Source organism: Azoarcus sp. Soil_N_20, assembly GCF_057656155.1.
Genome location: NZ_JBDGKX010000007.1, coordinates 301,518 through 326,857, shown reverse-complemented (window position 1 = coordinate 326,857; position 25,340 = coordinate 301,518). Strand labels below are relative to the sequence as shown.

Genomic DNA, 25,340 nt, shown 5'->3' with positions numbered 1-25,340 from the left:
CCCTGGGCAGTTATGACGATCGCCCAGGGCCTGCACCGCCTGCCGCCCCTGGCCCGTAGCGGCTCGGGGATAGCCACCGGGCTCTATGCCGAAGCGGTCACCCGCGCCACCTACGAGCGCCTCGCCGACTTGGCAGCCCGGGTGCTCGCTGCCGACTACTCGGTCATCATCGACGCGACCTGCTTGCAACGCTGGCAGCGGGACCGTTTCCAGCATCTGGCCCGGGGTTTGGACATTCCCTTCCTCATACTGGACTGCCGTGCCCCAAGGGAGATACTCCAGCAACGAGTGGCGGCCCGCGCCGAAACCGGCTGCGATGCCTCGGAAGCCGCGTCGGCGGTCCTGGCCCGGCAATTCCGTGATGCCGAGCCCTTGAGTATGGAAGAACAAGGCATGGCCGTGGTCGTGGATACCGTCGTGGCGAGGCTTGATGGATCTCTGGAACACATCCGGCAACACGTGTTCCCTGCCCCATGAGCCATTTCGATGTATTCAACGGCGATGCCGATGGTCTCTGCGCCCTGCACCAGTTGCGCCTGGCGCAGCCACGCGCCGCCCAACTGGTGACCGGCGTCAAGCGGGACAACGCCCTCCTCGCCCGCGTGCCTGCCGGTCCAGGCGATTCGGTGACCGTCCTGGATATTTCCATGGCCACCAATCGGGAACCGCTTCTGGCCCTCCTGCAACGTGGCGTCCGCATCGAATATTTCGACCATCACCGCGTCGCCGACCCACCCATCCACCCCAACCTGAAGGCCATGCTCGACACCGCGGCGGATGTCTGTACCAGCGTCCTGGTGGATCGCCACATCGGTGGGCGCCATCGCCCCTGGGCGGTCGTCGGGGCTTTCGGCGATGCCATGCCCGCCGCCGCCAGGACCCTGGCTGCCTCCCTGGTGATTGGTGACCAGTCCCTGGATCAGTTGCGCCGACTGGGGGAATATCTCAACTACAACAGCTATGGCGAGAGCGCCGCCGACCAGATGTACCGGCCGGAAACCCTTTACCGCCTCATGCAGCCTTATCCCGATCCGCTCCGCTTCCTGGCCTCCGAAGCGGCTTACGAGCGCCTGGCGGAACAATACGCCGAGGACCTGGAGCAAGCCCGCTCCTTTTCGCCCCTCGACCAGGAGGGATCGGCAGTGGTTTTCCGCCTCCCCGACGCCGCGTGGGCCCGGCGCATCATCGGCAGTTTCGCCAACCGGATCACCTCTGCCGCGCCGGGGCATGCTCATGCCGTCCTGGTGCCCGACAGCCACGGCAGCCTGACCGTCAGCCTACGAGTGCCGGCCGATGCGCCGTTGAGCGCTGACCGTTTTGCCGCTCGTTACGGCGGCAACGGCCGGTTGACCGCGGCGGGGATCAGCAACTTGCAGCCCACCGATGTGATGGCATTTTCCAACGATTTCTTGCACATCTTCAGGGCGTTACCGCATTAGACCAACCTCACCAGGTAACGGGTAAACCAGACGGTGGTCAGTATACCTACCCGCGCCAAGGCACCAGGATCTTCGAAAGGATGGGTGGTGTCAGTGCTCGGGCAGCGAGTGAATCAACTGCTTGAAATTGCCCCGCGCGACGGCTGGCCAGATTTCCGAATGGACCCGGCCGAAAGTACGGAACACGGCCGAAACCTTCATTGCCGTAGTCTCCTGGCTGCAAAAAAGGCGTATTCAGCCTAGAAGCACCGACGGTGTGCGGCGTGACGAAGATCAAATCACCGGGTCGTCCCCTGCTCGTCCCCCCGGAAATGGGCAATGCCATGGCGGACCCACGCCTTGCGGCCCTCCTCAAGGAGGATCATCAGCACGGCCATGGGCAGCATGATCAGCCAGATGCCAGCGGGAAGTGGTGCCGTGCCGAACAGGACATTGCCCTGGGGCGTGTAGACCACCGACAAGATGAGCATGAGCTCGAAACCGATACCCCACAGCAGGAGGGAATTGGCCTTCAGGCCCAAGGGCCAGGCGGATCGGAGAGGATCGCGGCAGAGAAAGAGGTTGGCTACCTGCATGACCACAATGGTGGCCAGGCAGGCGGTGGTGGCCTCGCGATACAGGGGATCGAGCCGTCCGAGGGACTCGCCCCAGTGCCAGCCCGCCGCCAGCAGCAGGCCGAAGAAGACGGCCAGGGAGCCGGCCGCCTCGATCAGGCCGAGGAACAGGTAGGCCCGCGCCAACAGCCGGCCATCCATCAGCCGGGCGGAACGGGAGCGCGGCGGTCGATCCATCACTCCGGCCTGGGGCGGCTCGGCGCCCAGCGCCAAGGCAGGGAGCATGTCGGTGCCGAGGTCCACCGCCAGAATCTGGATGACGGTCAAGGGCAGCGGCACCCGCAGCAGAACGAAGGCCAGATAAGGCACGATTTCGGGAATATTGGAGGTCAGGATATAGGTCAGGAACTTGCGCAGATTGTCAAATACTGCGCGGCCTTCCTCCACTGCATGCACGATGCTGGCGAAATGGTCGTCCAGCAACACCATGTCGGCGGCCTCCTTCGCCACGTCGGTGCCGCTTCTCCCCATGGCGATGCCGATGTCGGCGATTTTCAGGGCCGGCGCGTCGTTGACCCCGTCCCCGGTCACGGCCACCACTTCGCCCTTAGCCTGCAGGGCCTGCACCACCCGCATCTTGTGCTCGGCGGTGACCCGGGCGCAGATCACCTCCGGGCTTTCCAGGGCAAGCTGGAGCTGGGCCGCAGTCATGGTGGCGATGGCTTCGCCCCGCAGCAGGCGGGGCGAGTCGCTGGTGATCAGGCCGATCTCCCGCCCGATGGCCAGGGCGGTGTCCGGATGGTCGCCGGTGACCATGATCACCCGGATGCCTGCCCCATGGCATTTCGCCACCGCCTCGGCCACATCCGGACGGGGCGGATCCTCCAGGCCGACCAGACCTTCGAGGACGAGATCGTTCTCCGCCATTTCCTCCACCACCTTCTCCCCCGGCCCCAGCATCCGGCTGGCCAGGGCGATGACCCGCAAGCCCCGTTGCGCCATGGTCGCCAGGGCCGCTTCGGCGGCATCGGCGTCGAGGGCAACCGTCTGTCCGTCGGCGCCTCGTTGCCGGCCACACAGGGGAAGCAGGACCTCTGGAGCACCTTTGCACTGAAGCCGGGCGCCTTCCGGGCACGCTGACACCACCGACATCCGTCGGCGTTCGGTGGCGAAGGGCAATTCGGCCAGCCTGGGGGCGGCTTCGCGGACACCCCACTGGGCGCCATATTCGGCCAGCGCCACCTCCATCGGATCGCCGCTCCAGCCGTCTTTCCCAGCCTGACCGGGGCGCAGGCTATGGCAGGCCGCGGCAACGGCCAGGAGAACGGCGATATCGGACGGCATCACTCCGTTCCCCGCGTCCGGAAGCGGACTCCGTAAGGATCCGGCAGCAAAGACCTGCACTACGCGCATGCGGTTCTCGGTCAGGGTGCCGGTCTTGTCGGTGCAGATCACGGTGGTCGTGCCCAGCGCTTCCACCGCCGGCAGGTGCCGCACCAGGGCATTGCGCCGGGCCATGCGCTGGGAAGCCATGGACAGGGACAGGGTGACCGTCGGTAGGAGCCCTTCCGGTACGTTGGCGACGATGATGCCGATTGCGAACACGGCACTGTCCCAAACGGGAACGCCGATGGCACGGCCGACCAAGAAGAACACGGCACCGAGGGCCGTAGCGAGGATGGCCACCAGGCGGGAAACCCGGGCAATTTCGATGCTCAGGGGCGACGGCGTCTCGCCGGTGCCCTGGGTCAGGTGGGCGATGCGGCCGAACTCGGTGCGCATGCCGGTGGCAAACGCGACGGCCTGCCCATGCCCCGCCACCACCGCCGTGCCTGCAAGCAGCAGGTTACGGGCTTCGACCGCGCTCGTGGCCTCCATAGGCTCCGCCACCCGCCCGGCAGGACGGGATTCCCCCGTCAGGGTGGCGGCGTTGACCCGCAACCCTACCGCTTCGATGAGCCGGCAATCCGCCGGAACGTTGTCGCCCTCCTGGAGGAGGAGTACATCCCCGGGGACCACTTCCTCGGCCGGCAAAGCAATGACTGAACCGTCCCGCCAAGCGCTCACCTGGTCCGGCAGCAACTCCTTCAAGGCGGCAAGGGCACGTTCCGTCCGGTACGCCTGCCAGAAAGAAAAGCTTCCATTGATGATGATCACCCCGACGATGGCCCAACCCAATTCGCCCATGCCCTGACCCGGATCGTAGCGCTCTGCGCCAAAGGCCAGGGCCGCCGCCAGCCACAAGATAAGGGCAAAAAAATGGGTGAATTCGCCAGCAAAGCGCCGCCCGAGGGATCGCCGTTGCATCGGTTCGATGCGATTCTGGCCAAACTCACCCAGGCGCCGGGCAGCCTCCACCGTGCTCAATCCTTGGCGGTCGCTTTTCAGACCGAGAAGGACTGCCTCGACCGGCTGACGCCAGATGTCCATTTGCTTTTCTCCCAGACGGGCAATAGCCGATGCCTATCGATCTAGCATAGACCACATTGCGCCTTTTCCCTGGCGGCAGAGGCCCTCAAACGCATTGCCGCGCTGGACGCGATCGAGGCCGACATTCGGGGCAAGCCTGCGCAGCTGCGCCAGGCCGAGCGCCAGGTCCGTGCCGGCCCCGCACTGGTTCAGTTACGCGAATGGTTCGGCGCTCGTGCGATACATGACCGACGGGTGCATCGAGATCGACAACAATGCCGCCGAGCGGGTGTTGCGCACCGTTGCCATCTCCCGTTCATTGTGCACGCCCTCGTTAAGTGTTTGAAAAAATGGAGAGTTTATTCTCCACTTCTGTGCGACACGGAGCACCTGTTCGGGCGATCGCGGCGATGATGTGCTCCTCCTCCAGATCGGTGGCGCAAATCTGGAACGGTGCCCCAGGAACAACCTGCTCCGCTTGAAGCACGCCGTCCTTGATGAGACGGCGGATCCGGTGATTCGTGACGCCGAGTTTGGCCGCAGCCTCCGACATTGTGAGCCACTGTCCATTCTTCTCGGCCGAACGGTATGCATGAATGCTATGCACTCTGCGCAGCGACGCGACACGGTGTGCTGTCCAAGTCTTGCCCTGACCGGTTGGAATAGCCATCCGGTTCAGCGACGCGGCAATCTGTTCGTCAGACCACCGCGTAGCCATACTTCGAATGATCGCCAGCGCCTCTTCGGGAGTGCGGCAGCCATGTTCGCCGGTCTTCGGCTTTTGAATCCGCAGTTGCGAGTGCTGACCTCCGCGCCAATGAATTGTCAGAATGATCTCGCGCCTGTCCTCGTCGACGTCAGCAATGATCTCAACCACGAGCGCGCGCAATAGTTGTTGGCGGGTACGCATGGTTACACCGGGCGCATTCCATGCGGCATGCAGATCCTCGGCAAGGCCAGCGAAGTCGGCCGCGGCGGCGGTGGGGTCCGGCTGTTTCGTGAGGTCCAGTCGTTGCTCGCACGATTGAACCCTCTGCAGCGCATCCTCCCAGCTCTTCTCGAGCTGAGCGGCAATCAGCCGATTGTCGGGATCACACGCAGCGTAGCGCCGCTCTGCCAAGCTGGCCTCGTAACGGGCCTGCTGCAGCTCCAGTTCAACGATGCGCCGCTGTTCGTCCTGGACTTCCATATGCCTCCGCTCGGCCTGCAGTGCGGCTTCAATCGCCATCGGTTCGACAGCCCGCACAAGTTCGCGTGCAACCGCCAGATCGGGTCGTGCCCCCCCAAAGCTGAGGCAGCGCGGCTGCCCGAGCTGCAAGTTGGGGCGATCACAGCGATAGACGGCCTGACCCGGAGCCCGACCTCGGTAGGCCACCGACAATCGCCGTCCGCATCGCGCGCAGCAAAGCACGCCTGCCAGCAACGCACGGCCGCCGCGTCCGGACTTTGCTCCGCCCACTTTACCGTAAGCATTGACGGCCAACTGCCGCTGGTTGCGCTCGTACTCAGCCCAGTCGATATAGCCTTCGTGGTGCTCCTTGAGCATCACCTCCCATTGGCCGAACGGCTTGCCATGCCCGTAGCTCTTGCGAACGCGACCATCGACGAGCGCGGTGCGCTTCTCGCTCTTACCGTAAACGTAGGCTCCGGCGTAGAACGGATTCTTGAGTATCGAGATTACGTTGCGGTAACGGATCGGGATCCAATCGAAGCTCACCAGCTTCTTGCCATCGGAGGGGCGAGGGAAATGGACATGGTCGGCGGCGAGAGACAGCAGGACCTGACGTGCGCTGCCGAGTTGGCGAAAGCGGGCAAAAATCAGCTGTATCACTTCCTGCAGCCGTATGTCCGGATCGAAGCCTAGGCCGATCTCCCGACGCCATACGTAACCGATCGGAACACTAATGCGCAGTTCACCGCGATGCGCCTTGGCGCGGGCTGCATCCAGCATTCGGGTCCGCAGCACGCCAAGTTCAAACTCACTGATGCTGCCCTTCATCCCCAGCAGCAGCCGATCGTTGGGCCGGCACGGATCGTAGATGCCCTCCAAGTCGATCACCCGGGCCTCGACCAGACCGCACAGTTCCAACAGATGGTGCCAGTCGCGCCCATTGCGGGCCAATCGCGACGCGTCCAGGCACAGCACCGCTCCCACCTCGCCGGCACACAGCCATGCCACGAGGCGGTCGAAGCCAGGCCTGGCCACGGCACCGCTGGCCGAGCGGCCGAGATCATCATCGATCACCTCAACGTGCTGGAATCCTCGGCGTCGCGCCTCATTGACGAGTTCGTATTGACGCCGTTGGCTCTCGAGATTGGTTTGCACTTGCGCCGGAGTGGACTGCCGGACATAGACCACGGCCCTGCGTCGAAGTACCGATGCTGGTAACAGTTCAGCGTGCGTCATGGTCAGCGTCCTCCGTCTGCACGCCGGCCGCCTGCATCAGCAGGTCGGTCAAGAGCATTAGCACGGTCGCCCGTTCCGGAGAGGTCATTCCCCGAAGCTGTGCCGATTCGAACACGATGTTGAGTTGGTACTGCTGCACCAGCGGTGCGAGTGGGATCGAGTGCGACTGACGCGGATTGGCCATTTGGATTCTCCTTGACGGTGCGGAATGCACCCGGAGAGCTTGCGCGAAATCCATAGCGGGCTAGTAGGTGGCACAGTTCGACAAGGGCAGAGACCGACGCCCTTGGATCGCCAAGAGCCATGCCCGCACAAGCGGCAGCGTCTAGCATCCACGCGGGCATTACGACGACTACGCCAGAGGAAGCCTCGACGTGAACGACTTCACCACCCGCCCGCTGCTCGCTGTACTGTCGTCGAAGGCGACGGCCATACAGTGGGTGCCAGCGATAAAAGACCTCAACTTCCTGCCCGACATGGGCAGAATGACCCCGTGATTGCGCTCGGGCGCAAGAACTTCCTCTTCGCGGGTTCGGACGCCGGCGGCGAGCGGGCGGCGGCGATCTAAAGGCTGATCGGCAGCGCCAAGCGCAATGGGGTCGATCCGGAAGCCTATATGCGCGATGTGATCGGACGCATGGCGGATCATCCAGTCAATCGGGTGGGCGAGCTCCTGCCCTGGAATATCGATCTCATGCCAACCTCCGCGCAGGTTGAGGCGCGTAACGACCGGCAATGTTCGTGATCCACAGGCCCGTCTTACCCATAACGGCAAGCTGATCTCGAAGGGCGGGGAAATCTCGATCGGCCACATGCATCCCGTTGAATGCGCCGCGACCGCCACCGCCGAGGACACCTGCCCCGCCATGCTCCAGCGCCGCCACCGCGAAACCCTCTATCAATTGCTCGTACGACTTGACGAGGCCATCGCTCCGCCTGGAATCACGACCCCTTCACTGACGAGATCAACGGCCCGGATTGACCAGCCGTCAAGATGGACTGCGGCGTCTTACAATTACCCACAATCCCGACGCCGATTCGCAGCCCGAGGACAATGTCGTTCAGCCTGGACAAGCCTCTCCAAATGACAGTGTTCCCTGGGGGAGGATCGTTGTCGAATCAGTTCCGTTATCACGGTGCACCGGTCGTGGTCACCCCGCTGTGAGGTAGCGAACGAACCAATCAGACGCCAATGCAGCCGCCCGCTCGAGGGTACCCGGTTCCTCGAAGAGGTGGGTGGCATCGGGCACGATCTGCACTTGCCGCGTTGCCGTCATACGGCTGGCGGCGAGCCGGCCCCCCGCAACATTGGATCACCAAGGAATTCGCCTGGCACCGAGCGAGCGCTGCAAGCCGAAGATGAGATTGGTCGACCTCCTGACATTGGTCAACATCCTTCCGACTGGAATCTGATTAAATGATTCAGGGGGCAATAGTCGGTATTTCAACCCGAACCCGGAGCCAGGGAGGTGGAGGTCATCATGTCCCGCAAGTCGAAAGCGACATCGTTCCACCCGGTCAGGCACGACCGGCTGATCCAGGAACACGAGCACGATCCGTACGCCTCCCGCGGTAAACCGAACGAACCGGCATCCTGTCCTGACTGCGGCGCGATATTCCACGGCGGCCGCTGGCGCTGGGGTGTTGCATCACCGGATGCAGATGTGCATCTGTGCCCCGCCTGCCGCCGTATCCGCGACAAGTATCCGGCGGGGATCGTGCATATCGGCGGCGATTTCGGTGTAGCGGAGAAGGACGAGTACCTCCATCTCATCGACCACGCCGCGACGGCCGAGGCCGCCGAGCATCCGGCGGAGCGCATCATGGACATCGAGGAGGAGGACGGTAGCCTGGTGATCACCACCACCGGTGTACATCTTGCCCGGCGCATCGGTGAAGCACTGCAGCACGCGCATCGTGGCCGGCTCGAATTCCGTTACGAAGATTCAGAGCGCTTCATTCGCGTTCATTTCTGGCATTGACAACCGGTCGAGCCCATGCCCCGGCATTCATGCTGGGGTCAGCCAGACAAGCTTCGCTGGAGGCGCGAGTTGCCGCAGCGGCTCCTCGAGTACGCGCAGCAGGATGCGAATGCCGCACTCTTCGTCCCGATTGGTGGCGTGCCGAGCGTCCTGCGGGCGCGCAACAGCGCGACGCCGCCCCCCGGCAGGACGCCTTCGGCGATCGCCGCGCGGGTGGCATGCAGCGCGTCCGCGAAACGCACCTTGCGCTCCTTCATTTCGGTCTCGGTCGAGCCTCCGACCTTGACGACCGCAACGCCGCCCGAAAGCTTGGCGAAACGCAGGCGCAGCGTCTCGCGCTCGTCCTCACTCGTCGTGTGCGCCAGTTCCCCTTTGATCATGGCGATACGGGCATTGACACGCGCCTTTTCTCCGGTGCCGCCGATGATTGTGCAGGTATCATCGTCGACCTCGACGCGCTTCGCGCTGCCGAGCTGCGCGAGTTCGACGTTGTCCAGCGTGCGCTCGGCCTGCTCGGCGATCACAGTGGCGCCGCCCAGTTCGGCAATATTCTGGAGCATCGCCGCTCCCCGAACGCCGGTGCCCTGACCGCGCAGGAGTTGTGCGAGCCGCGCAGGCTGATCACCACCGGTGTGGCCAGCAGCGACCTGCCTGACCATCTGGACGCCCATGTTCTCGAAGGGATCGGCCAGAACGATGACCCTTGCCACCACCCCGGAGTTGATCACGATTCGGGGGGCGAACGGCTGTTCGAGCAGGACGGTGCGGGCCGGCGGCCCCGGGGTCACCTTCTGTGCATCGACGAGCACCGACATACCGCGGACGATGCGCTCGCGCGCCGCCTGATGAAAGAGGAGCTGCCTCACCGCCATGTCCGTCTCCCCGGGTGCCCCCAGCGTCTCCACTTTACGAGCGACCGGGAGGCAAATCGCTTGACATGAATCAGAGCTAGCCCAATCGGCCAGGCGAGCGCTGCCCCATGAGCTGGTCTGTCGTCCGACGGCAGATCAAGAGCCCCCGGTGAACTGCAGCTGGTGAACACGGCTCAGCGCCAACGAAGTGCGATCCTATCGTCCTCGCGCTCGTAGCGGGTCCCCAACGACCGTCCCTCTCGGTTCAGGATTGTCTGCAGCCAGGCACCCTCTTCGGCCGATGCGCGATTGACCCGGAAGTGTCTGATTCGGGTCGGCACAAGGCTCAGGCTCAACAATCGCCCGCTCGCCGCCGCCAAGGTCGGGAAGTACATCAGGCCGAGCTCCGCGCGATAGTGCTCGTAACCGCTGATCCCTTCGTAGTCGTTCAGGAAATCGCCGCAACCGTACAGGATCAAGCGCTCGCGATACACCTCGATGCCCTGCACATGGTGGGACGAGTGTCCGTGCACCAAGTCCACGCCCCCGTCGATGAGCCAGTGTGCGAAGATCCGTTGCTGCCGCGCAATCGTGTAGCCCCAGTTGGGGCCCCAGTGTATCGACGCCACGACGACGTCCCCGCTGCGCTTGTGCTCGGCCACGGCCGCGAGCAGCGGCACGGCGTGCTCGACGGCAAGGTCCGGCAACCACGCCACACCGGCCCGGCTTTGCGTCGCAGCCCACTCCTCCGGGACCCCGCTGCTCGCCACGCCGCACGCGAACACTAGCAGTCGTCCACCGCCCGGCTGCCCGGCATTGAACGCAACACAGGCCGGCGCCGTGGCCTCGGCAAGGTCCCGGCCCGCACCCGCGGTGGCAATGCCGGCCGCATGTAGCACGTCGAGTGTCTCGCTCAATCCGCTGCGGCCCCAGTCCAGCGTATGGTTGTTGGCGAGTGCGCAGCAATCCGGTCCAAGCGTGATGATGGCCGCCAGATTGGCCGGGTGCATCCGGTAGTGGATGCCCTTACCCGGCCAGGCATCCTCGCTGATGGTGACGGCCGTTTCGAGGTTGACGATGCGCAGCACGTCGGGCCCGAGACTGTCGAGGACGGCAAGTGCATCACCCCAGATGTATGCCGGCTCCACCGGACGAGTGATCCTGCCACTGCGGTTTTCGGCGAGCAGCACATAGTCGAGCGCCGAGTCCACGAAGGACTCGTACAGTCGTGGCGGTACCGGATGGGGCAGGATCTGGTCGATGCCCCTGCCGGTCATCACGTCACCGCACAGGAACAGGCTGATGTCACTCATTTTCGTCGTCAATTCATTGCCGGCAAGCGTTGATGCGATCGGCGCCTCATCGAAGCGGGCGGAACTCTCCGCCTTCATTCATCATAGGTAACGCCACGCGGTTGCGGGTCAGCGTCGCCCCGACAGGCAAACCTCCGCAACCAGCGGCAGATGATCGGAGGCAGTGCGCACCAGTTCCGAAGCAGGGACTTCGATGCTGGTCACATCGACACCGGGGCTGACGAAGATATGGTCAATCCGAACGGTCGGGAAACGGCCGGAAAAGGTGCTTCTGGGGCGGTGGCGTCGCGCCTCGATTTGAGCGTCCTTGAGTCGCCCGGTCACTCGGCGGCATACCGCCGATGAAGGCAGTGCATTGAAGTCGCCGCACAGGATCACCGGGTCACGACACTGTTCGTGCGCCAGCCAGTCGTTTCCCAGCAAGGCCTCGATCTGCACCATGCGTTCACGCGGGTACAGGCCCAGATGGGTATTGATGATCTGGAATTCCGTGCCATGCAGGTCGACGGCAACCCAGAGCGCACCGCGCGGTTCAAGATTCGGTTTGTCGGCGAGTCCCGGCAGCGAACCCGCTTTGATCAGGCGCTGCGGCAGACGCGTCAGGATGGCATCACCGTAGCGTTCCTCCTCGACATGCATGGCCGGATGGAAATGAAACTCCATCTCCAAATTACGAGCGATCAGGTGGGCCTGGTCCATTCCATGGCTGCGCGCCCGCCCGACATCCAGTTCCTGCAGTGCCACCACATCCGGCCCGGCGCGGGCAATCACGCGGGCGATGCGCTCGGCATCGAGTTTGCCGTCCATGCCGATGCAGCTGTGGACATTGTAGGTCATGACACGCAGCGTGTCCGTTCGCAGGGTGGCGCGCCGCTTACCGGGCGCAAAGGGTTGGCCGCTGCGGCCGAGGTGCTGCAGCGCCGCACTGCGCAGATCAATGGGACGCAAGTACGCACGTTCACGGGCCGGCAGCGGAGCGTCCTCGGGAAGCAGTGCGAAGCCGTTTGTTTCCGCCGGCGAAGCGCCGGCGTGAGCGCCGTTCTCATCGGCAAATGTCATCGCGGCCACACCGTGACGCCAACCTAGCAGAACGAGATCGCCGGCGTCGGCATGTTCACAGAGACGCACGAGGTCCTCACTGACCGCATCGAGGAATGGATGTTGCGAACCAAACACCTTGTCACCGTGTTGCGGCAAACGAAACTCCCCGGCATCGGTCCAGGCTCGCAACACGCCCCGAGACTCCACCGCGAGCACAACCGGAATCTTGTGTCGATGGGCCAGTTCACGGGCGACATGATCACGTGCGTCGCCATTCAACTTCGTCCGCAAATAGACATGGCCGACGGGTCCGAGGGCGACGACCAACGGTTGCTGATCGTCCGCTTCTTCGCTATTGATCCCGAGTACGGAAAACAGGCGTTGAATCCTTTGGCCACCCAGAAAACGAACCCGTTGGGTCTGGATGCCGCTCACGCCTTCCTTGCGAATCTTCGGGGCCGTTGCGCACGGTGTTCCGAATGCCGCCGTAATCGCCTCCGCCAGGGTATAGCCTTGCACCTGATGGTAGGGCCGGACGGCAGCCTGACCGTGATCGGAGTAGATCCACACTTCGTAGTGCCGCCATGCAGAATGGTTTGCGGCGCGCCATAATCGGGCGACGGCGTCGTCAATGCCCTTCAGTGTCCAATGGGCAAACAGCGACGCCGGGCCGCGCCGATGCGACTGTTCGTCATAACCGAGGAAATTGATGTGAATGACGGGCAAGCCGCGGCTGATGTCGATCTTGCCACCGATCACACAGAGCTCGCGCAGCAGAATGGAGATGCCGACCCGTGTGGGTATGAATTTCAACTCCTTCACGAAGTCTTGTCCGCGCGCCAGGCCGCGCACAAAATCCACCAGCGACAAGCCCAGCTCCAACAATAACAACACCGCGACACGCAGAAAGCTGTTGAGATTGCTGAACAGAAACGCCAGCAGTACGAGCGGATTGGCGGCGCGCAGAGTCGGGCCCCAACCCATCGATGACGGACAGAAATGCGACTCTGCCGCGCCGCCGGTGAAGTTGTCTGCGTACGCGCTGCCTCCCGCCAGCAGCGTTTCGCTGTCCTTGCCCAGATGCAGCGCCTCGACGCGTGCCGCTGCGTCCGGCTCGTACATGCGGACCATCCGGCGCGATTCATGATCTCTGAAGGAGAACGCCGGAACGGCGCATTTGACGCCATAGAAGAGCTCGGCCTGGACAGCAGGCGTCGTCGACGGCAATCCTGAATAGTGGGCATGGAGGCGATAGTGCTCGCATTTGATCAGGCGCTGCAGGAACGGCAGTTCCTTGCGATGCAGCGCGCGTTCGAACTGCGGCTGCGAGAGTCCATCGATCTGGATCATGATCAGTCCCGGACGCGTCGGCGACCCTTCCGACGCGGGAAGTCGCAGCAGACGCGCCAGCCAGACGCTGCGACTGAGGTAGCGCCGCAGGCGCCGCAGGAATGTCTCGATTCGGCCGAACATGGGCTGGCCTTACCCTTTAGCCGCAACGTTTGCGTGATGGTTCTTCAAGCGGAAGAAACCTGCCACGTACGCTGTGCAATGGCCCGAAAGGTGACGCATTCATTTGTACTCATCGTGGCCCATGGGTCACTCATACGGCCCGGCTGTTCCGACCGCGCCTCGGCGGTGCGGCGTTTCCCATATGCGCGAAAGGCATCAGTCTTCCTCCTGAGAGAACCGATTCGGGTCCAGGGCCGCGTCGCCTGCTCCGGCCACGCTTTTCAGAATATCCCACTCCGTCCTGATCGCGGCAATGACATCCTCCAGACCACTCTCGTCCTCACCGGACTCGGTGCTCGAGGTGGGTTGGAGCGCTTCGTAACACGCCAGTGCCTTGTCCACCGATCGGGGCATTGAAAAGGCCTCGGCCGTGTCGAGTGCGGCCTGCGTCTGCTCGCGCATTTGTTCCGACGTCAGTGCAGCCGCCCATTGCAAGGCAGCGGTGAATGCTGCGGGTGTCATTTCCCGCAGCAACCGTCCGTTTTGCCCATCCTTCACCACTTCGCGTGCGCCGGTCGCGTCCAGGGCGACGACCGGCAGTCCGGCTGCCATGGCTTCCGTCAGCACCATTCCCTGGGTCTCGCTCGTGGAGGCGAACGCGAATACGTCCATGGCGTGCAGGGCATCGGCCAATGCTTTCCGTCCCAAGATGCCTGCAATGTGCAACCGCGCTGCGACACCCGCCCGGGAAAAGATATCCCGGACGGAGTCTTCGGAGGGCCCGCGCCCGATCACCAGAAAGTGCGCACGGCGGTCGCCGCGGAGGAAATCGGCGACCGCCTGCGCCAGAAACTCCAGGTTCTTTTCCGGCGCCAACCGGCCCAGGTGGCCGACCACGAAGGCGTCTTCGGGGACCCCCATGTGCCTGCGAAAGGACGGACCGTCGCCCTGCACGAAGTGCTCCAGGCGGACGCCGGTGGGCACCACGGCGATTGGCGTAATCACACCTCGGGCCTGCAGCAGATCCCGAATGCTTTCGCTGGGAGCGAAGACTTGATCGGAGAGGTTGGCGTAGCGCGTGGCGAGTTCGATCACGAAACGTTTCAGGACAGGTGAGTCGCCGGGAACGTAGTGCGTATATTGTTCGTACAGCGTGTGATGGGTAAATACCAACGGCAGCTCCCGGCGGCGCGCGATCCGCACCGCAGTGATGCCGAGCAGGAAGGGATGCTGGGAGTGCACGATATCCGCGCCGAAGGTGTCGATCGCTTCGTTGAGCTGTGGATGGATCGGCAACGCGACGGAAAAATCGCTGCCGTTGAATTTCTGAATCGCGGGAACGCGTACCACGTCGATCTCGTTCTGCGGCATATCTCGAAATTCGGGGGCCACGACCAGAACCCGATGCCCGCGCCTGCGGTATTCCTCGGCGAAGGCCTCGACCGAGCGCGCCACACCTCCCACGTGCGGGGTGAACGTGTTGGTGACCAGGACGATGTTCATGCGTCACCTTTCCTTTTTTGCGAGGGTAATCGAATCCGTGCCCGCGTCGGCGTTTGCCGGAATGAAGCCGGGCAGGCGTATCTCGATCGGGGGCGCGGTGCGATGCCAGTCACCTCGCCACTCGACGCGCGGCGGGTTTGCGGAATCCGGCGTGATGCGCAGCGATACTGCGCCGAAGGCGGTCGGTGCCGGACCGAAACTGATCGGCGAATCCTGCTCGAGCCAGCGTGTAGGCACGCCGGCGCACAGCACGAGGCGTTCACCTTCTTCGCGCACGAAACAGTTGCGGATCATCAGCACCCACTCGGCTGCCGCCCAGACATGGTGACCGTCCCCCATGCAGCCGCCGCCCGTGCGTGGATGGATCGCCTCCGGCCATTGACCCGTCGGCGATGCCAGGGCGGCGACCGTATCCATCAGCTCGAGGTGGCGCGGGTCGTCGGCGCGTAGCAGAACCTGGGCGATATGCAGTGTCAGGTAGGCATTGAGGCCGGAATGGATCATGTCCTGAAAGAACGCACCATTGACCAGACAGCGGCTGAGCAGGAATTCGACGCTGTCGAGCAGACGGGGATCGTCCGGCGCACAGAGTTGTGCCGGGTAGCCCATCGCCAGCGAACCGATGGCGCCGGCGTCCAGGCGCCGATAGGGCGACGCCGGCATGGCCGGACGACCGAGCCGTTGCGCACAGCCTGCCAAGCTGCGATCCACCGCCACCGCAAGATCGTCAGCGGCCTGCGCAAAGTTGTCACCGTGTTCGGCATCGCGGCCCCCGACCATTGCCGCCGCCGCGCGCAGGCCAGCGATCCCCCAGAAGTCATCCCAGTAATAATAATCGTTGGGGCCGAGATGTTCGGCGCTGAAACCGGGCGGCAGCAATCCCGCGTGCGGCGCGTCCAGATCATCGCTGAGCCGTTTGCGCACGATCCAGCGAGCGCCGCGCCGCATGGGATCGTTCCATTCCGACCCCGGTGGTTGTCCGGTCAGCGCGGAGTAGCGCTGCAGGATCCATAGCACCTCGCCGTTGGCATCCCACTCGCCTTCCTGGGACCGGAAATATCCGAGCGTCGTCTGCCGGGCCGGGAACCGGCCCAGCGCGCGTTCGGCGCGATCCGTCAGTCCGACGCACAGCAGGGCATGAATGATGAAGGCCGCATCACGAAACCAGAATCGCTTGTAAGTGTAGGGGCCGGGATAGACATCATCCGGCGAATGCAGAATCAACGAAGTCACCGCGGCGTCATAGAGAAACTGATAACGTGGCTGTGGGCAGATCAGCTTGCAATGATTGCCTTGGGCCTCGCTCCAGGCGTCGGCGGCGAGGCTACCTGACGCTTCGGCGAGCGGAATGGATGCGGTGATTTCTGCATCGCCGCCGCCCGTGACCGGAAACAGCGCTGCCGCGGTGACCATGCCCACATCGCATGTGCCTTCAAGCTGATCGTCCCGATCCTTGAGATGAATATGCACGTCCCCGTTGCGGTAGTCGGAGACGTGATGTCGTCGCGCTGCGATACTGAATTCCACCTTCCGCTTGTCGTCGATGATCCAGGCATTGCGCTCCTCCGACAGGCGGAGATGGTGGACGAAGCTGATGCCCTCCGGGTTGTGCGGGCGCAACGCCAGCACCAGCCAGGCGTTCGAATCGGCGCGCGCATGCAAGCGCAACTTGCACACCGGAATGCCCGATTCGAGCTCTACCGAGGCGCTGCTGGTCAGGGCCAGTCCCGTGGCTGCTGTCTCGGTCGTTACCCGAACACCCGGTTTCATGTCTTGCCACTGGCGGCTATCGGCTTCGCGCGACGGCAGCAGACACCGTCCGTCCTCGCTCATCAACCAGCCGTCCAATGACCAGCCATCGAGAAACGGCGTCAGCAGACCGCGCGGATCGACAATCGGCAGTTCCTGGCAATCCGGGTAGCCGATGGCGGTCCAGTTGCGGTGGCTGAGATTGATATGGGTGATCGAGAAGGCGCGCGGAATGAACGACTCGTCACGTGGATCGAACTGCCGTTCGATCCAGTAAGGCCAGACCCAGTCCAGGTTGTGCTGGATGACACGGCTGTTGATCAAACCGCGGGCGTGAAACACCACGCCGGCACGCAGCAGCTCTATGGGTTCGCCCACTTCGGACGGCTGGGCGAAGCTGTGCAGCCGCGCCAGCAGGGCGATGGGGTCCAGAAAACCCTGTTTGTGCGCAACGTAGCGAATGGCAAAACGCCACGGCAGCCATTTCATCCATCTCACGGCAGGTCCTCCTCGAGGGCACCGCTTTCCGCATAGCGAGCCAGCGCGCGCCGCGCCAGCCGATTCAGATAAACGACCGCGACAACGGTGGCAACGAAGCCGGTGCCGTAAATGGCCCATTCCAGCGCCGAACGGTCAAGATCGCGCGCCCCGAGGGTGGCGATGTCGGCGGCGATCGAGCCGAGATATACATTATGGATTGAGAAGGGTACGAAACCTATCAGCGAACCACCGACGAAACCACGCAACGAGAACGAGGTCAGTCCGAAAAAGTAGTTGGAGACCTTGCTGGGGAAGAACGGAATCAAACGTGTCAACAGCACGATCTCCCAGCCACGGGGCGTCAATTCATCGCTCACCAGTCGGAGCCTGGCGTGGGCGGTGACGAACGCTCTGGCGCGCTGCCCGAAAAGATATCGTGCGATCAGGAATGCCAAGGCGGCACCGAGCGTCGTACCCGTTACCACGTAAAAAGTGCCCTCCACGACGCCGAACACGAAACCTGCTCCGGTGGTGAAGAGCACTCCCGGCAACATCAGCACGACCACCGCCGCCATGACAAGGACAAAAAGCAGCGGCGTCCACGCGCCCTGTGCGTCAAACCACCGGAGCAGGCTCAACACCTGTTCGTGAGCCCCGAAGCGAATCAGCACAGCGAGTATCACGGCCACGAACAGAATGCTGGCCACGACACCCCATAGCGGCGACTTCATGCGACCGGTGCGAAATTTGGCTGCATCCTGTTTCATAACGGGTAATGAACTCTCACCTGCTCGGCGCGTGCCGCCATGCCCAAGAAGTCCCATCGCGCCGCCATCATCGACAGAATCGGTTGCAGCTCATCGAGGCTCCGCCAGTTTGGCCCGACTCGCCCCTGTCCTATAGATTTAAGACGGATTTTGAATCAAATGGAAGCGGCCGCAGCATCCTCCAACCGGCTGTCTCGAAGTCGGCTTGAGGCGTCGCCATGAGGAATGCCCTTGAGGGTTGCCAAACCGAGCGCCTGACCGCCTCGGTTGCGAACCGAGCCAGGACCGGCACAGCATCCGGCGCGACATCCGGAGAGCGCATGCCGACCGAGCACGACATTTATTTGTTCAAGGAATGAACCCACGGTCGCCTGTTCGACTGCATGGGTTGTCATCTGGCCCGGGAAGGCGATGTCGGGGGCGCCCAATTTGACGCCTGAAGGCGGCCAAGGAGGCGAAGTAGGCAGCGAACGCCAGGCGCGCGAAGGACGGGAAGGCCCCCATCGCAATCCGCGGCGACGAGGGGAAGGTGCGTGCGAACCGCGAGATCGCGTGGTTCTCGGCGGCCTGGAATTGGGCCCGGGATCGCGGGCTGACGAAGGCGCCGAATCCGACCGTCGGCGTGCGCCGGCACAAGGAGGGGGCCCGGAAGATGTATGTCGACGACGACGAGCTCGCGGCGATCATCCAACACGCGGGCAAGCCGCTGCGCGAGGCAGTCGAGCTCGCCTACCTCATCGGGCAGCGCCCCGGGGATTTGCGGCAGATCTTGGAGACGGACATCCGCGGCGGCTGCATCGAACTCAGGCAGGCGAAGACCGACGCGAAGCTGCGCATCGAGGTGACCGGTGCCCTGGCAGCCCCGGTCGATCGGATCAAAGCGCGCAAGGCGACGATCGCCGGGGTGCGCTCACAGGCGTTGATCTGCGACGAGCGCGGCCAGCCGATGCTCAAGTCTGGCCTGCGCCACCGCTTCGACCGGGCCCGCGAGGCGGCCGCGCAGTCCGCGCCGAACACCGCGGCAGCCGAGCGCATCAGAGCAATCCAGTTCCGTGACCTGCGGGCGAAAGCGGCCAGCGACATGGAGGCGCTCGACAAGGCGCAGAAGCTGCTCGGACACACCACTCGCGGCATGACAGAGGCCTACGTGCGCTCCCGCAGAGGTGATAAGGTCAAACCGGTGAAATGAATTTTGTAGATCGGCTGGCTTTTTGTAGATTATCCACAGCCTGTGGATAACCGGCTGAAAGCCAAGTGGTGCGAGGGAAGAGACTCGAACTCTCACGCCTTGCGGCGCTGGAACCTAAATCCTTTTGTCATTGGCAAACCACAATAATTCACAACACAAAGCAGTAATAAAAACAGTGTCTTGAGAGACATGTAACATTGTGTAATGTTGTGGTTTGTTGCAGATTTTGGTGGGGCACTCCCCCACAATTCCCCCGAGCCGTTCAGGAGTTCCGGTCCATGTCTTCGGTGGATCAGCTTCATTTGGCATATTTCTGCCATCTTTGCGCCCTCAATTCCCCCGGAGTTTCCCCGCGGCCTGCCAGTCGTTCAGGCATCCGGCGGCGGGACGGTATAGGGCGGCCGGGTGTAACCCGCTACACGGAGCGTCGGGGCCTTTCGGCGACCCGCACCCGGCCATTGAACGATTACTTCCGGCCGCCTCTTGCAAGGGCAGCACGGCGGAAGGTCTTGACGATCTGATCGGCCACAGACTGCTCGGCGGTCACCTGGGCGCTGGTGCCGTCAGGCCATTGCAGGGTGATCGGCGTACCTGCTGCAGGTCGCCCGGCGTTGGCGTCCACGCTGGGGATGCTCACCCGCTGCAGCATGGATGGCTGGCCGAGTTCGCCGCCGTAGGCATAGCGCGGCATCTGCCCGCGGTTGATGCGGCGCATGTTGTCGTCGCCCCACAGGCGCACCGCGGGTCGCTGGATGACCCACTCGCCCGGGGTACCGCGATACACCACGTTGTCGGCGCGGTCGCTGGTGGCGAGGCCGGGGAGCGGCCCACCGAAGGCTCTCTTGGTGACACTGCCGAGAATATTCGCAACCGCGCCGTCCTCGGGCTTGCTGCCGAGATCCGCCACCGTGACGGGAATCACGATCGGGTTACTGGCCAGCTTCGTCTGGAGCATGGCGCGCAGTTCGTCGGCCGAGGTTTCGGCGCCGGCCTGGTCGAACCCAATCTCGATCTGTTTGAGGAACGCAGCCTGCGCCACGGTCTCACCCATCACCTTCAGGATCTCGGCGGCACGTGCTTTTTCTTCAGTGACGTTGCCCTCGGCCTGCTGCTCTAGGCCAGCGGCCGCTTCGGCCTGCACCTGGGCAATCTGCTTGCCCAGATACTTCAACACAAACGCGCTTTCCTCACCCGTCTGGTCGAGCTGTTGCACGATCGCCTTGGCTTTTTCGGCCTGCTTGATCGCACCCTCGAGGTCACCATTGAAGGCGAGCCCACGGGCCTTCGAGATTTCAGCGGACGCGTCGACGCCAGAGGCCCCGTTGCCCTGCTTTTTCTGTCCGAGCCCGTCGACGAACTCCTTGTTCGATTTCGCCAGGCCTTGCGATCGCGCCTCCGCGGCCAGCCGCTTCTTGTTCGCCGCGTCGATGGCCGCTTCGGCCGCCCGGTAGGCTTGAACCTGCGTATTGAGCGTGACACGTAGCCGCGCCGCTTCTTCGTTCTTCGCCTGGATGAGGCGATTGGCAAACGCTTTCTCGGCCGTCAGGCGCTTCTGCTGCTCGACATCGATCTGCGTCGCCGCGGCCTTGATGGCTTCGGCCTCTTTTTTCAAGCTCTCAGGCAGTTCGCGGGTGCCCTTGGAGGCCTTGTCGGCTGCAGCCTCGGTATCAGTCAGGGCGTGCACCAGTAGCTCGAGCGCGACCAGGGCAATGCCTACGGGCCCGGCCAGGATCCGGAGTCCGCGCGACAACAGGGTGACGCCCTGCGCCGCGCGCGTCATTGCGACAGCCGAGGTGCTGGCAACCGCAGCCGTAGAGGCCAGAGAAGCACTTGCGGCGGCGGCCACCGGGCGAATCATCATGGCACTACGCAACGCCAGCCAGGCCGCCTTGTAGCTCAGGAGCGCGAACGCCAGCACCGGCACGGCAACGGCCAATCCGCCCAGCGCGGCGACTGCATTTTTGATGCCGTCCGGCAGGTCGTTGAACACGTTGAGCGCGCCGGTGGCGGCCTCGATCAACGGCGTAAGGGCGAGTACGGCATTGCCGAGCGCAATCTCGGCATCCGCCAGCGCGGCATTGAACTCGCGGAGATCCGCATCGGGACCGGACATCATCTTCTTCAACGCGGTCTCGGTCGCGCCGGCCTTGTTGGCCATGTTGTCGAGGATGTTCGCGAACGCTGCAGCCTGGTTGCCGGTGAGCGACAACGTGCCTTTGATCGCCTCTGCGCTACCCAGCAGCACGGCCATCTGCTCGGCGCTGCCCCCGGTTGCCAGGCGCACTGACTCGAGGAATCCAGCAAAGCCCTGTGCCTTCAGCGCTGCAAGATCGAAGTTCAGGCCAAGCTCGGCGGCGAGGTCGGCTGCTTCCTTGCTCGGTTTCACCACCGCAGTGAGAATGGCCTGAATCTGTGTCATCGCCACCGAAGTGCCGAGACCACTGGTCGTCAGGGCCGAGATCGAGGCCAGAAGTTCGTCAACGCTCACGCCCGTCTGTGCGGCGAGCGGTGCAATATTTCCGATGCTCCCGGCCAACTCGCCCACCGTTGTGGAGCCGCCCTTCATCGCAATGAAAAGCGCATCGGAGACATCCACCGCACTGGAAGCCGGAAGTTGATAGGCGTTCAGCGTACTGGCAAGCCCCTTTGCCGCCACATCGACCCCGGTCGCCCCGCCGATCGCGAGCTTGTTGGACTGGGCCAGCAGACCCATGGCAGCGGCGGCATCTTTTCCCCGCGCACTGATGATGCCGTAGAGCGCCGCGGCATTGCCCTGTACATCGCTGCCGAAGGCACGCGAGAGTTCGCGCACGCCAGCGGACAGCCGCGGAATACCGCTCGTATCGTCGAGCAAGGTCGAGACCTCGGCCATGCTGCGGCCGAATTCACGACTCTTCTGAATGGCGGGCCCGAAGGTGACTTGAAGCCCCTTCAGCGCAGCGGTACCGGCCACGAAGTTGGCACCAGCACGCGCGAACGCCTGCCCTGCGCTCTCGCCGTCGGTAGCCAGCTGCTTGACATGGCCACCGGCCTGCTTTGCCTCCTGCCCCATCTCGCCGAGCACCTGGGTGGCGACCTGCCCTTTCTCCTGCATCTGCACCAGTTCTTCGCGCAGGCGCCGTTCGGCTTCGGCCAGGCTCTTCGTGTCCACACCGGCGGACTTGAGGTCGCCGCGCATCTTTTGCAGCGCCTGCTGCTTCGCCTGCAGGGCGACGGCCGCTTTCTGGACCTCGTTGCGGCTGCGGGAAAATTCGGCGGTGAGCGCGCGGCTCGGGTTCTCGGTGGTGGCAAAGGCCTTGCCCAGCGCCTGCGCCTTGACCTGCGCGGCTTCGAGCGCCACCGCCGCATCACCGGTTTCCTTCTTCAGCTTGGCAAAGCTCTCGACCAGACCTTGCGTCTGCTCGATCTTGCGCATCTCCTCGGCCAGCGCGCGAAACTGCGGGGCGAGCTCGCCGCCCGATTCAGACAACCGGTCGATCTCATCGGCCAGCGACTTGACGCCGGTGTCGCCGGCGGTTTCGGTGCTGATGCGAAGGGTTACATCCTGAGTGGCTTTCATGGTCGGGTCCTGGGCGCGCGGCGGTTACTGGAACCTGCGCCGCGACATGGCCACTGCGGTCGGTGCGGTCGGTGCGGCAGCTGCCACCGCGCCGCGTGCGAGGATTTCGCCGGCGTCGGATAGCGCCTCCAGGGCTTCGAGGAATGCGGCCGAGGCGGTCGGCGCGCCGTCCATCGCGTCGGCCTCGGCCAGCACGCGCAGGCCAATGGCACGCAGGCTGTTTTTCGGGCGCTTGCTTCCGTAGCAGGACGCCACGATGTCGGAGCGCTCCACGGCGCGAGCGCGATCGGCGGCCTTTGCCGCGCGGTCCAGCGCCGCGGTGTAGTCGGCGGCGATCTCGGCCTGAACGGTGATTTCCCGCCCGGCTCGAATTGCTTCGTCGAGGAAGGCCAGCAGGGGCGCCGGGGCCAGCGCAACGAGGTTTGCAATTTTCACGGTCATTGGGGAATTCCTCCAACTTTGGCGGCAATATCGAACGGCACACCGAGCACCGCGGCCACGGTCACATCGTCACGGCGGGCCGCTCCGGTGGCGACGGCGATGTTCTCTTCTTCAATCTCGAGTTCGTAAAGTGCCCGGCGCAGTTCCATCGCGCGCCGCTCGCGGGTGTCCAGCGGCATCGCTTCAAGGCCGACCGCGGTGCGAATGGCTTCGGCGCGGGTTTCCAGGTCCGAAAGAAGCTCTTCACCGTGAAGGTGCGCCAGCCACCCGAAAACGATCTCGTCCACATGTTCGACGTGCGGGCCGCTGCGCTTGGCGTAGGCGAGACCACTTGCCAGGTTCGCCATCGCGGTCTCGAACCGGGCGCGGTGTCGGTCAATGGAGCTCCTCAGTGAAGACATGGCGACGTCCATGGGCACGGGAGCGGCCTTGGTCTGTTTGATCTGCGCCGTGAGACTGGCAATCTCGGCGCGCAGGGCGTTCAGGTGTTCATTCATGTTCAAACGTCTCCGATCAATTCGAGGTTTCTTGCGAGCTGGCGCGCTTCGAAGCCGAGGCGGATTGCGGCCGGGTCGCTCATGACGGCCATCTGCTGCAGCACGTCGGCGTGCAGATCACGTAGATCCTGAACGTCCTTCTCGGCGCGCGCGACGAAGTCGATTTCAGGCTCGTGTGGCTTGCGCGGAACGACGGCCCGGCGCACGGACTCGACCCGAAGTTCTGCGGCGGTGATCTCGCCGCGGATTTTTTGGGCGTAATCCGAGAGTTGGTTGTGCTGCGCTGATCGCGCGGCGCTCGCGGTGATCAATCCAATTGCCTTTTGGCGGGCAGCTGCGCGCCAAGCTGTGTCATTCATGGGGTTGGCTCCTTAGGAATGATTCGAGTTCGGTGCTACGAACGTAGCGCAGGCCGCGCGGGCCGATGCGCAAAACGGTGATCGGTACGTCTCCGGCATCACACGCCAGGCAGAGCGCTTCGGCGCTCATCCCGATTCGGCTTGCCGCAGACGCAAGCCGGTAGAGCCCCGGTGTGGACTCGTACGAGGCGGTTCCGTCATCAATGGGGGTGTCTTTGGGCATGTCATCGGCCTCGCATTGTTTCGAGCGGTCATGATGGGTTTGGGCCTGTTTCGCAGCCTGTGGGCCGATTTCAGGTGTGCCGAGCGCGCGGGCAATCTGTCGAACGCGAGTGGTGGACACGCCGGCCGCCGCGGCAATTTCACCGGTTTGAGTCCCGGCACGCAGGCCGGTGAGTACGATGCGCAGTCGCCACCCTCGGGCGATGCTCGAAGAATGGCCAGGAAGGCTGACGGTTTCCCCGCCAGCTGCGGCGACCAGGCGCAAATAGCGGGCTTCGCCGAGGAGCAGGCAAAGCGGGTGCGTGGTGCGGAATTTGTCGGGCACATATACCGACAGCCGGCCGTCGGAGAAGCCGAGCAGCGCCAGTAGTCCGGTCGGCCCGATGGCATCAATGACTCGCTGAAGCTGCGGAGCATCCAGGTCAATCATCGGTGTCGCCCTCACCGTCTGACTGGAGCGGGTCAATTGAGCCGTACACATCGGCCATCTCTTCGAGGGTGAGCCGGTAGAAGGTCCGGGCGGACAGGCGGTCGAGCGCGTCCTCCAGGTTGCCAGCTGCATGAGCTGCCGACAGCGCGGCGAACTCATGCACCGCCGCGTCAATGAATTCGGACACGCGCTCGGCCACCTCATCCGGGTGCAGTCGCGCCGCCTTTACCCGGTCGAGTTCAACAGCAAGCGCGGCGCGGGCCGCGGCGGACTCCTTCAGTTGGACGCGGGCAGCTCGCAGTTCAACCTTCAGCTCGCGATTTTTTTCTTGCAACTCGGGAACATCGCGCGCCAGGCCCTTAAACAACCGCGCCCGAAGTCGATCCGGGTTGGTGTTCTCGAAAACTTGCCGGCTGGCTACGACCGGGTCGACGCAACCATCCGGGCCAAGGGTAACAATCCCGCGCTTTATCCAGTCGGAAACGGCCTGTTTCGAGACCTGGCACATGCGCGAAAACTGAGCCGGTCGAACTCGCATCGAGACCAGGCTCTGAGGGTCGAACGGCAGCATCGGCTGCGAACTTGACGCGGGTTCTTTTTGCTCATCATCGAGGGGTGTCTCCTGGTCGGTCGTCATCTTGTCAGTCAAGAAGTCAATATTTCAGTAGTTTTTTTCATCACTGGCTACATCAAAAA

The 25,340-nt window shown here is 63.7% G+C and carries 18 protein-coding genes and 3 pseudogenes; 6 read left to right on the top strand and 15 right to left on the bottom strand.

Features of this window, described 5'->3' with window-relative positions; all coding sequences use genetic code 11:
- Positions 1-12 precede the first annotated feature (12 nt).
- Both AC3A35_RS16300 and AC3A35_RS16295 read left to right on the top strand, forming a co-directional pair.
- Positions 13-477: a P-loop nucleotide/nucleoside kinase family protein gene (locus AC3A35_RS16300; protein ID WP_487437243.1), complete on the top strand. Its 465-nt coding sequence runs from the start codon at positions 13-15 to the stop codon at positions 475-477.
- On the top strand, positions 474-1,439 hold the full coding sequence (locus AC3A35_RS16295) for a hypothetical protein (RefSeq protein ID WP_487437242.1): 966 nt from the start codon (positions 474-476) through the stop codon (positions 1,437-1,439). The genes AC3A35_RS16300 and AC3A35_RS16295 overlap by 4 nt, the downstream gene beginning before the upstream one ends.
- Positions 1,440-1,717: 278 nt before the next feature.
- On the opposite strand, the gene AC3A35_RS16290 is transcribed toward AC3A35_RS16295, so the two are convergent.
- Positions 1,718-4,423: a cation-translocating P-type ATPase gene (locus AC3A35_RS16290; protein ID WP_487437241.1), complete on the bottom strand. Its 2,706-nt coding sequence runs from the start codon at positions 4,421-4,423 to the stop codon at positions 1,718-1,720.
- A gap of 60 nt (positions 4,424-4,483) precedes the next feature.
- On the opposite strand from AC3A35_RS16290, the pseudogene AC3A35_RS16285 reads away from it, so the two are divergent.
- A pseudogene (locus AC3A35_RS16285) lies at positions 4,484-4,718 on the top strand (IS66 family transposase); the annotation flags it as partial.
- 18 nt (positions 4,719-4,736) lie between these two features.
- Here the strand turns inward: AC3A35_RS16285 and AC3A35_RS16280 are convergent.
- From AC3A35_RS16280 to AC3A35_RS16270, 3 genes and pseudogenes are all read right to left on the bottom strand, one after another.
- The gene (locus AC3A35_RS16280) at positions 4,737-6,809 is read right to left on the bottom strand and encodes a recombinase family protein (protein ID WP_487437240.1); all 2,073 of its coding nucleotides are present in this window, start codon (positions 6,807-6,809) and stop codon (positions 4,737-4,739) included.
- Positions 6,796-6,993, bottom strand: coding sequence for a hypothetical protein (locus tag AC3A35_RS16275; protein ID WP_487437239.1), 198 nt, complete (start codon positions 6,991-6,993; stop codon positions 6,796-6,798). Before AC3A35_RS16275 ends, AC3A35_RS16280 begins: the two co-directional genes overlap by 14 nt.
- A 115-nt stretch (positions 6,994-7,108) precedes the next feature.
- Positions 7,109-7,246: pseudogene (locus AC3A35_RS16270) on the bottom strand (hypothetical protein); the annotation flags it as partial.
- A 59-nt stretch (positions 7,247-7,305) separates the two neighbouring features.
- On the opposite strand from AC3A35_RS16270, the pseudogene AC3A35_RS16265 reads away from it, so the two are divergent.
- Positions 7,306-7,554: pseudogene (locus AC3A35_RS16265) on the top strand (transposase domain-containing protein); the annotation flags it as partial.
- 736 nt (positions 7,555-8,290) lie between these two features.
- Entirely contained in the window at positions 8,291-8,791 is a 501-nt protein-coding gene (locus AC3A35_RS16260; RefSeq protein ID WP_487437238.1) for a BCAM0308 family protein, read from the top strand.
- Between the two features lie 38 nt (positions 8,792-8,829).
- On the opposite strand, the gene AC3A35_RS16255 is transcribed toward AC3A35_RS16260, so the two are convergent.
- From AC3A35_RS16255 to AC3A35_RS16235, 5 genes are all read right to left on the bottom strand, one after another.
- Positions 8,830-9,663: a TCP-1/cpn60 chaperonin family protein gene (locus AC3A35_RS16255; protein ID WP_487437237.1), complete on the bottom strand. Its 834-nt coding sequence runs from the start codon at positions 9,661-9,663 to the stop codon at positions 8,830-8,832.
- Positions 9,664-9,836: 173 nt separating this feature from the next.
- Positions 9,837-10,955, bottom strand: a complete 1,119-nt coding sequence (locus AC3A35_RS16250) for a CapA family protein (RefSeq protein ID WP_487437236.1) — start codon at positions 10,953-10,955, stop codon at positions 9,837-9,839.
- A 108-nt stretch (positions 10,956-11,063) separates the two neighbouring features.
- Positions 11,064-13,469 carry an endonuclease/exonuclease/phosphatase family protein gene (locus AC3A35_RS16245; protein WP_487437235.1) on the bottom strand — a complete coding sequence of 802 codons (2,406 nt, stop codon included), beginning with the start codon at positions 13,467-13,469 and terminating at the stop codon, positions 11,064-11,066.
- Positions 13,470-13,664: 195 nt separating this feature from the next.
- Positions 13,665-14,951, bottom strand: a complete 1,287-nt coding sequence (locus AC3A35_RS16240; protein WP_487437234.1) for a glycosyltransferase — start codon at positions 14,949-14,951, stop codon at positions 13,665-13,667.
- A 2,243-nt stretch (positions 14,952-17,194) separates the two neighbouring features.
- Positions 17,195-17,947 carry a TVP38/TMEM64 family protein gene (locus AC3A35_RS16235; RefSeq protein ID WP_487437233.1) on the bottom strand — a complete coding sequence of 251 codons (753 nt, stop codon included), beginning with the start codon at positions 17,945-17,947 and terminating at the stop codon, positions 17,195-17,197.
- A 529-nt stretch (positions 17,948-18,476) separates the two neighbouring features.
- Between AC3A35_RS16235 and AC3A35_RS16230 the strand changes: the two genes are divergently transcribed.
- Positions 18,477-19,136, top strand: a complete 660-nt coding sequence (locus tag AC3A35_RS16230) for a tyrosine-type recombinase/integrase (protein ID WP_487437232.1) — start codon at positions 18,477-18,479, stop codon at positions 19,134-19,136.
- Positions 19,137-19,602: 466 nt separating this feature from the next.
- Here the strand turns inward: AC3A35_RS16230 and AC3A35_RS16225 are convergent, their stop codons facing one another.
- From AC3A35_RS16225 to AC3A35_RS16200, 6 genes are all read right to left on the bottom strand, one after another.
- Entirely contained in the window at positions 19,603-22,551 is a 2,949-nt protein-coding gene (locus AC3A35_RS16225) for a phage tail tape measure protein (protein ID WP_487437231.1), read from the bottom strand.
- Positions 22,552-22,719: 168 nt separating this feature from the next.
- Positions 22,720-23,136 (bottom strand): hypothetical protein, encoded by a 417-nt coding sequence (locus AC3A35_RS16220; RefSeq protein ID WP_487437230.1) that lies wholly within the window; start codon positions 23,134-23,136, stop codon positions 22,720-22,722.
- Positions 23,133-23,633: a hypothetical protein gene (locus tag AC3A35_RS16215; protein ID WP_487437229.1), complete on the bottom strand. Its 501-nt coding sequence runs from the start codon at positions 23,631-23,633 to the stop codon at positions 23,133-23,135. Before AC3A35_RS16215 ends, AC3A35_RS16220 begins: the two co-directional genes overlap by 4 nt.
- A 2-nt stretch (positions 23,634-23,635) precedes the next feature.
- Entirely contained in the window at positions 23,636-23,992 is a 357-nt protein-coding gene (locus AC3A35_RS16210) for a hypothetical protein (protein WP_487437228.1), read from the bottom strand.
- Positions 23,985-24,644, bottom strand: coding sequence for a hypothetical protein (locus tag AC3A35_RS16205; RefSeq protein WP_487437227.1), 660 nt, complete (start codon positions 24,642-24,644; stop codon positions 23,985-23,987). Before AC3A35_RS16205 ends, AC3A35_RS16210 begins: the two co-directional genes overlap by 8 nt.
- Entirely contained in the window at positions 24,637-25,293 is a 657-nt protein-coding gene (locus AC3A35_RS16200; protein ID WP_487437226.1) for a hypothetical protein, read from the bottom strand. Before AC3A35_RS16200 ends, AC3A35_RS16205 begins: the two co-directional genes overlap by 8 nt.
- Positions 25,294-25,340: the final 47 nt, after the last annotated feature.

Coding starts and splice junctions, on each gene's coding strand:
- AC3A35_RS16300 (WP_487437243.1), top strand. CDS start 13: ATGACGATCGCCCAGGGCCTGCACCGCCTGCCGCCCCTGGCCCGTAGC.
- AC3A35_RS16295 (WP_487437242.1), top strand. CDS start 474: ATGAGCCATTTCGATGTATTCAACGGCGATGCCGATGGTCTCTGCGCC.
- AC3A35_RS16290 (WP_487437241.1), bottom strand. CDS start 4,423: ATGGACATCTGGCGTCAGCCGGTCGAGGCAGTCCTTCTCGGTCTGAAA.
- AC3A35_RS16280 (WP_487437240.1), bottom strand. CDS start 6,809: ATGACGCACGCTGAACTGTTACCAGCATCGGTACTTCGACGCAGGGCC.
- AC3A35_RS16275 (WP_487437239.1), bottom strand. CDS start 6,993: ATGGCCAATCCGCGTCAGTCGCACTCGATCCCACTCGCACCGCTGGTG.
- AC3A35_RS16260 (WP_487437238.1), top strand. CDS start 8,291: ATGTCCCGCAAGTCGAAAGCGACATCGTTCCACCCGGTCAGGCACGAC.
- AC3A35_RS16255 (WP_487437237.1), bottom strand. CDS start 9,663: ATGGCGGTGAGGCAGCTCCTCTTTCATCAGGCGGCGCGCGAGCGCATC.
- AC3A35_RS16250 (WP_487437236.1), bottom strand. CDS start 10,955: ATGAGTGACATCAGCCTGTTCCTGTGCGGTGACGTGATGACCGGCAGG.
- AC3A35_RS16245 (WP_487437235.1), bottom strand. CDS start 13,469: ATGTTCGGCCGAATCGAGACATTCCTGCGGCGCCTGCGGCGCTACCTC.
- AC3A35_RS16240 (WP_487437234.1), bottom strand. CDS start 14,951: ATGAACATCGTCCTGGTCACCAACACGTTCACCCCGCACGTGGGAGGT.
- AC3A35_RS16235 (WP_487437233.1), bottom strand. CDS start 17,947: ATGAAACAGGATGCAGCCAAATTTCGCACCGGTCGCATGAAGTCGCCG.
- AC3A35_RS16225 (WP_487437231.1), bottom strand. CDS start 22,551: ATGCGCAAGATCGAGCAGACGCAAGGTCTGGTCGAGAGCTTTGCCAAG.
- AC3A35_RS16220 (WP_487437230.1), bottom strand. CDS start 23,136: ATGACCGTGAAAATTGCAAACCTCGTTGCGCTGGCCCCGGCGCCCCTG.
- AC3A35_RS16215 (WP_487437229.1), bottom strand. CDS start 23,633: ATGAATGAACACCTGAACGCCCTGCGCGCCGAGATTGCCAGTCTCACG.
- AC3A35_RS16210 (WP_487437228.1), bottom strand. CDS start 23,992: ATGAATGACACAGCTTGGCGCGCAGCTGCCCGCCAAAAGGCAATTGGA.
- AC3A35_RS16205 (WP_487437227.1), bottom strand. CDS start 24,644: ATGATTGACCTGGATGCTCCGCAGCTTCAGCGAGTCATTGATGCCATC.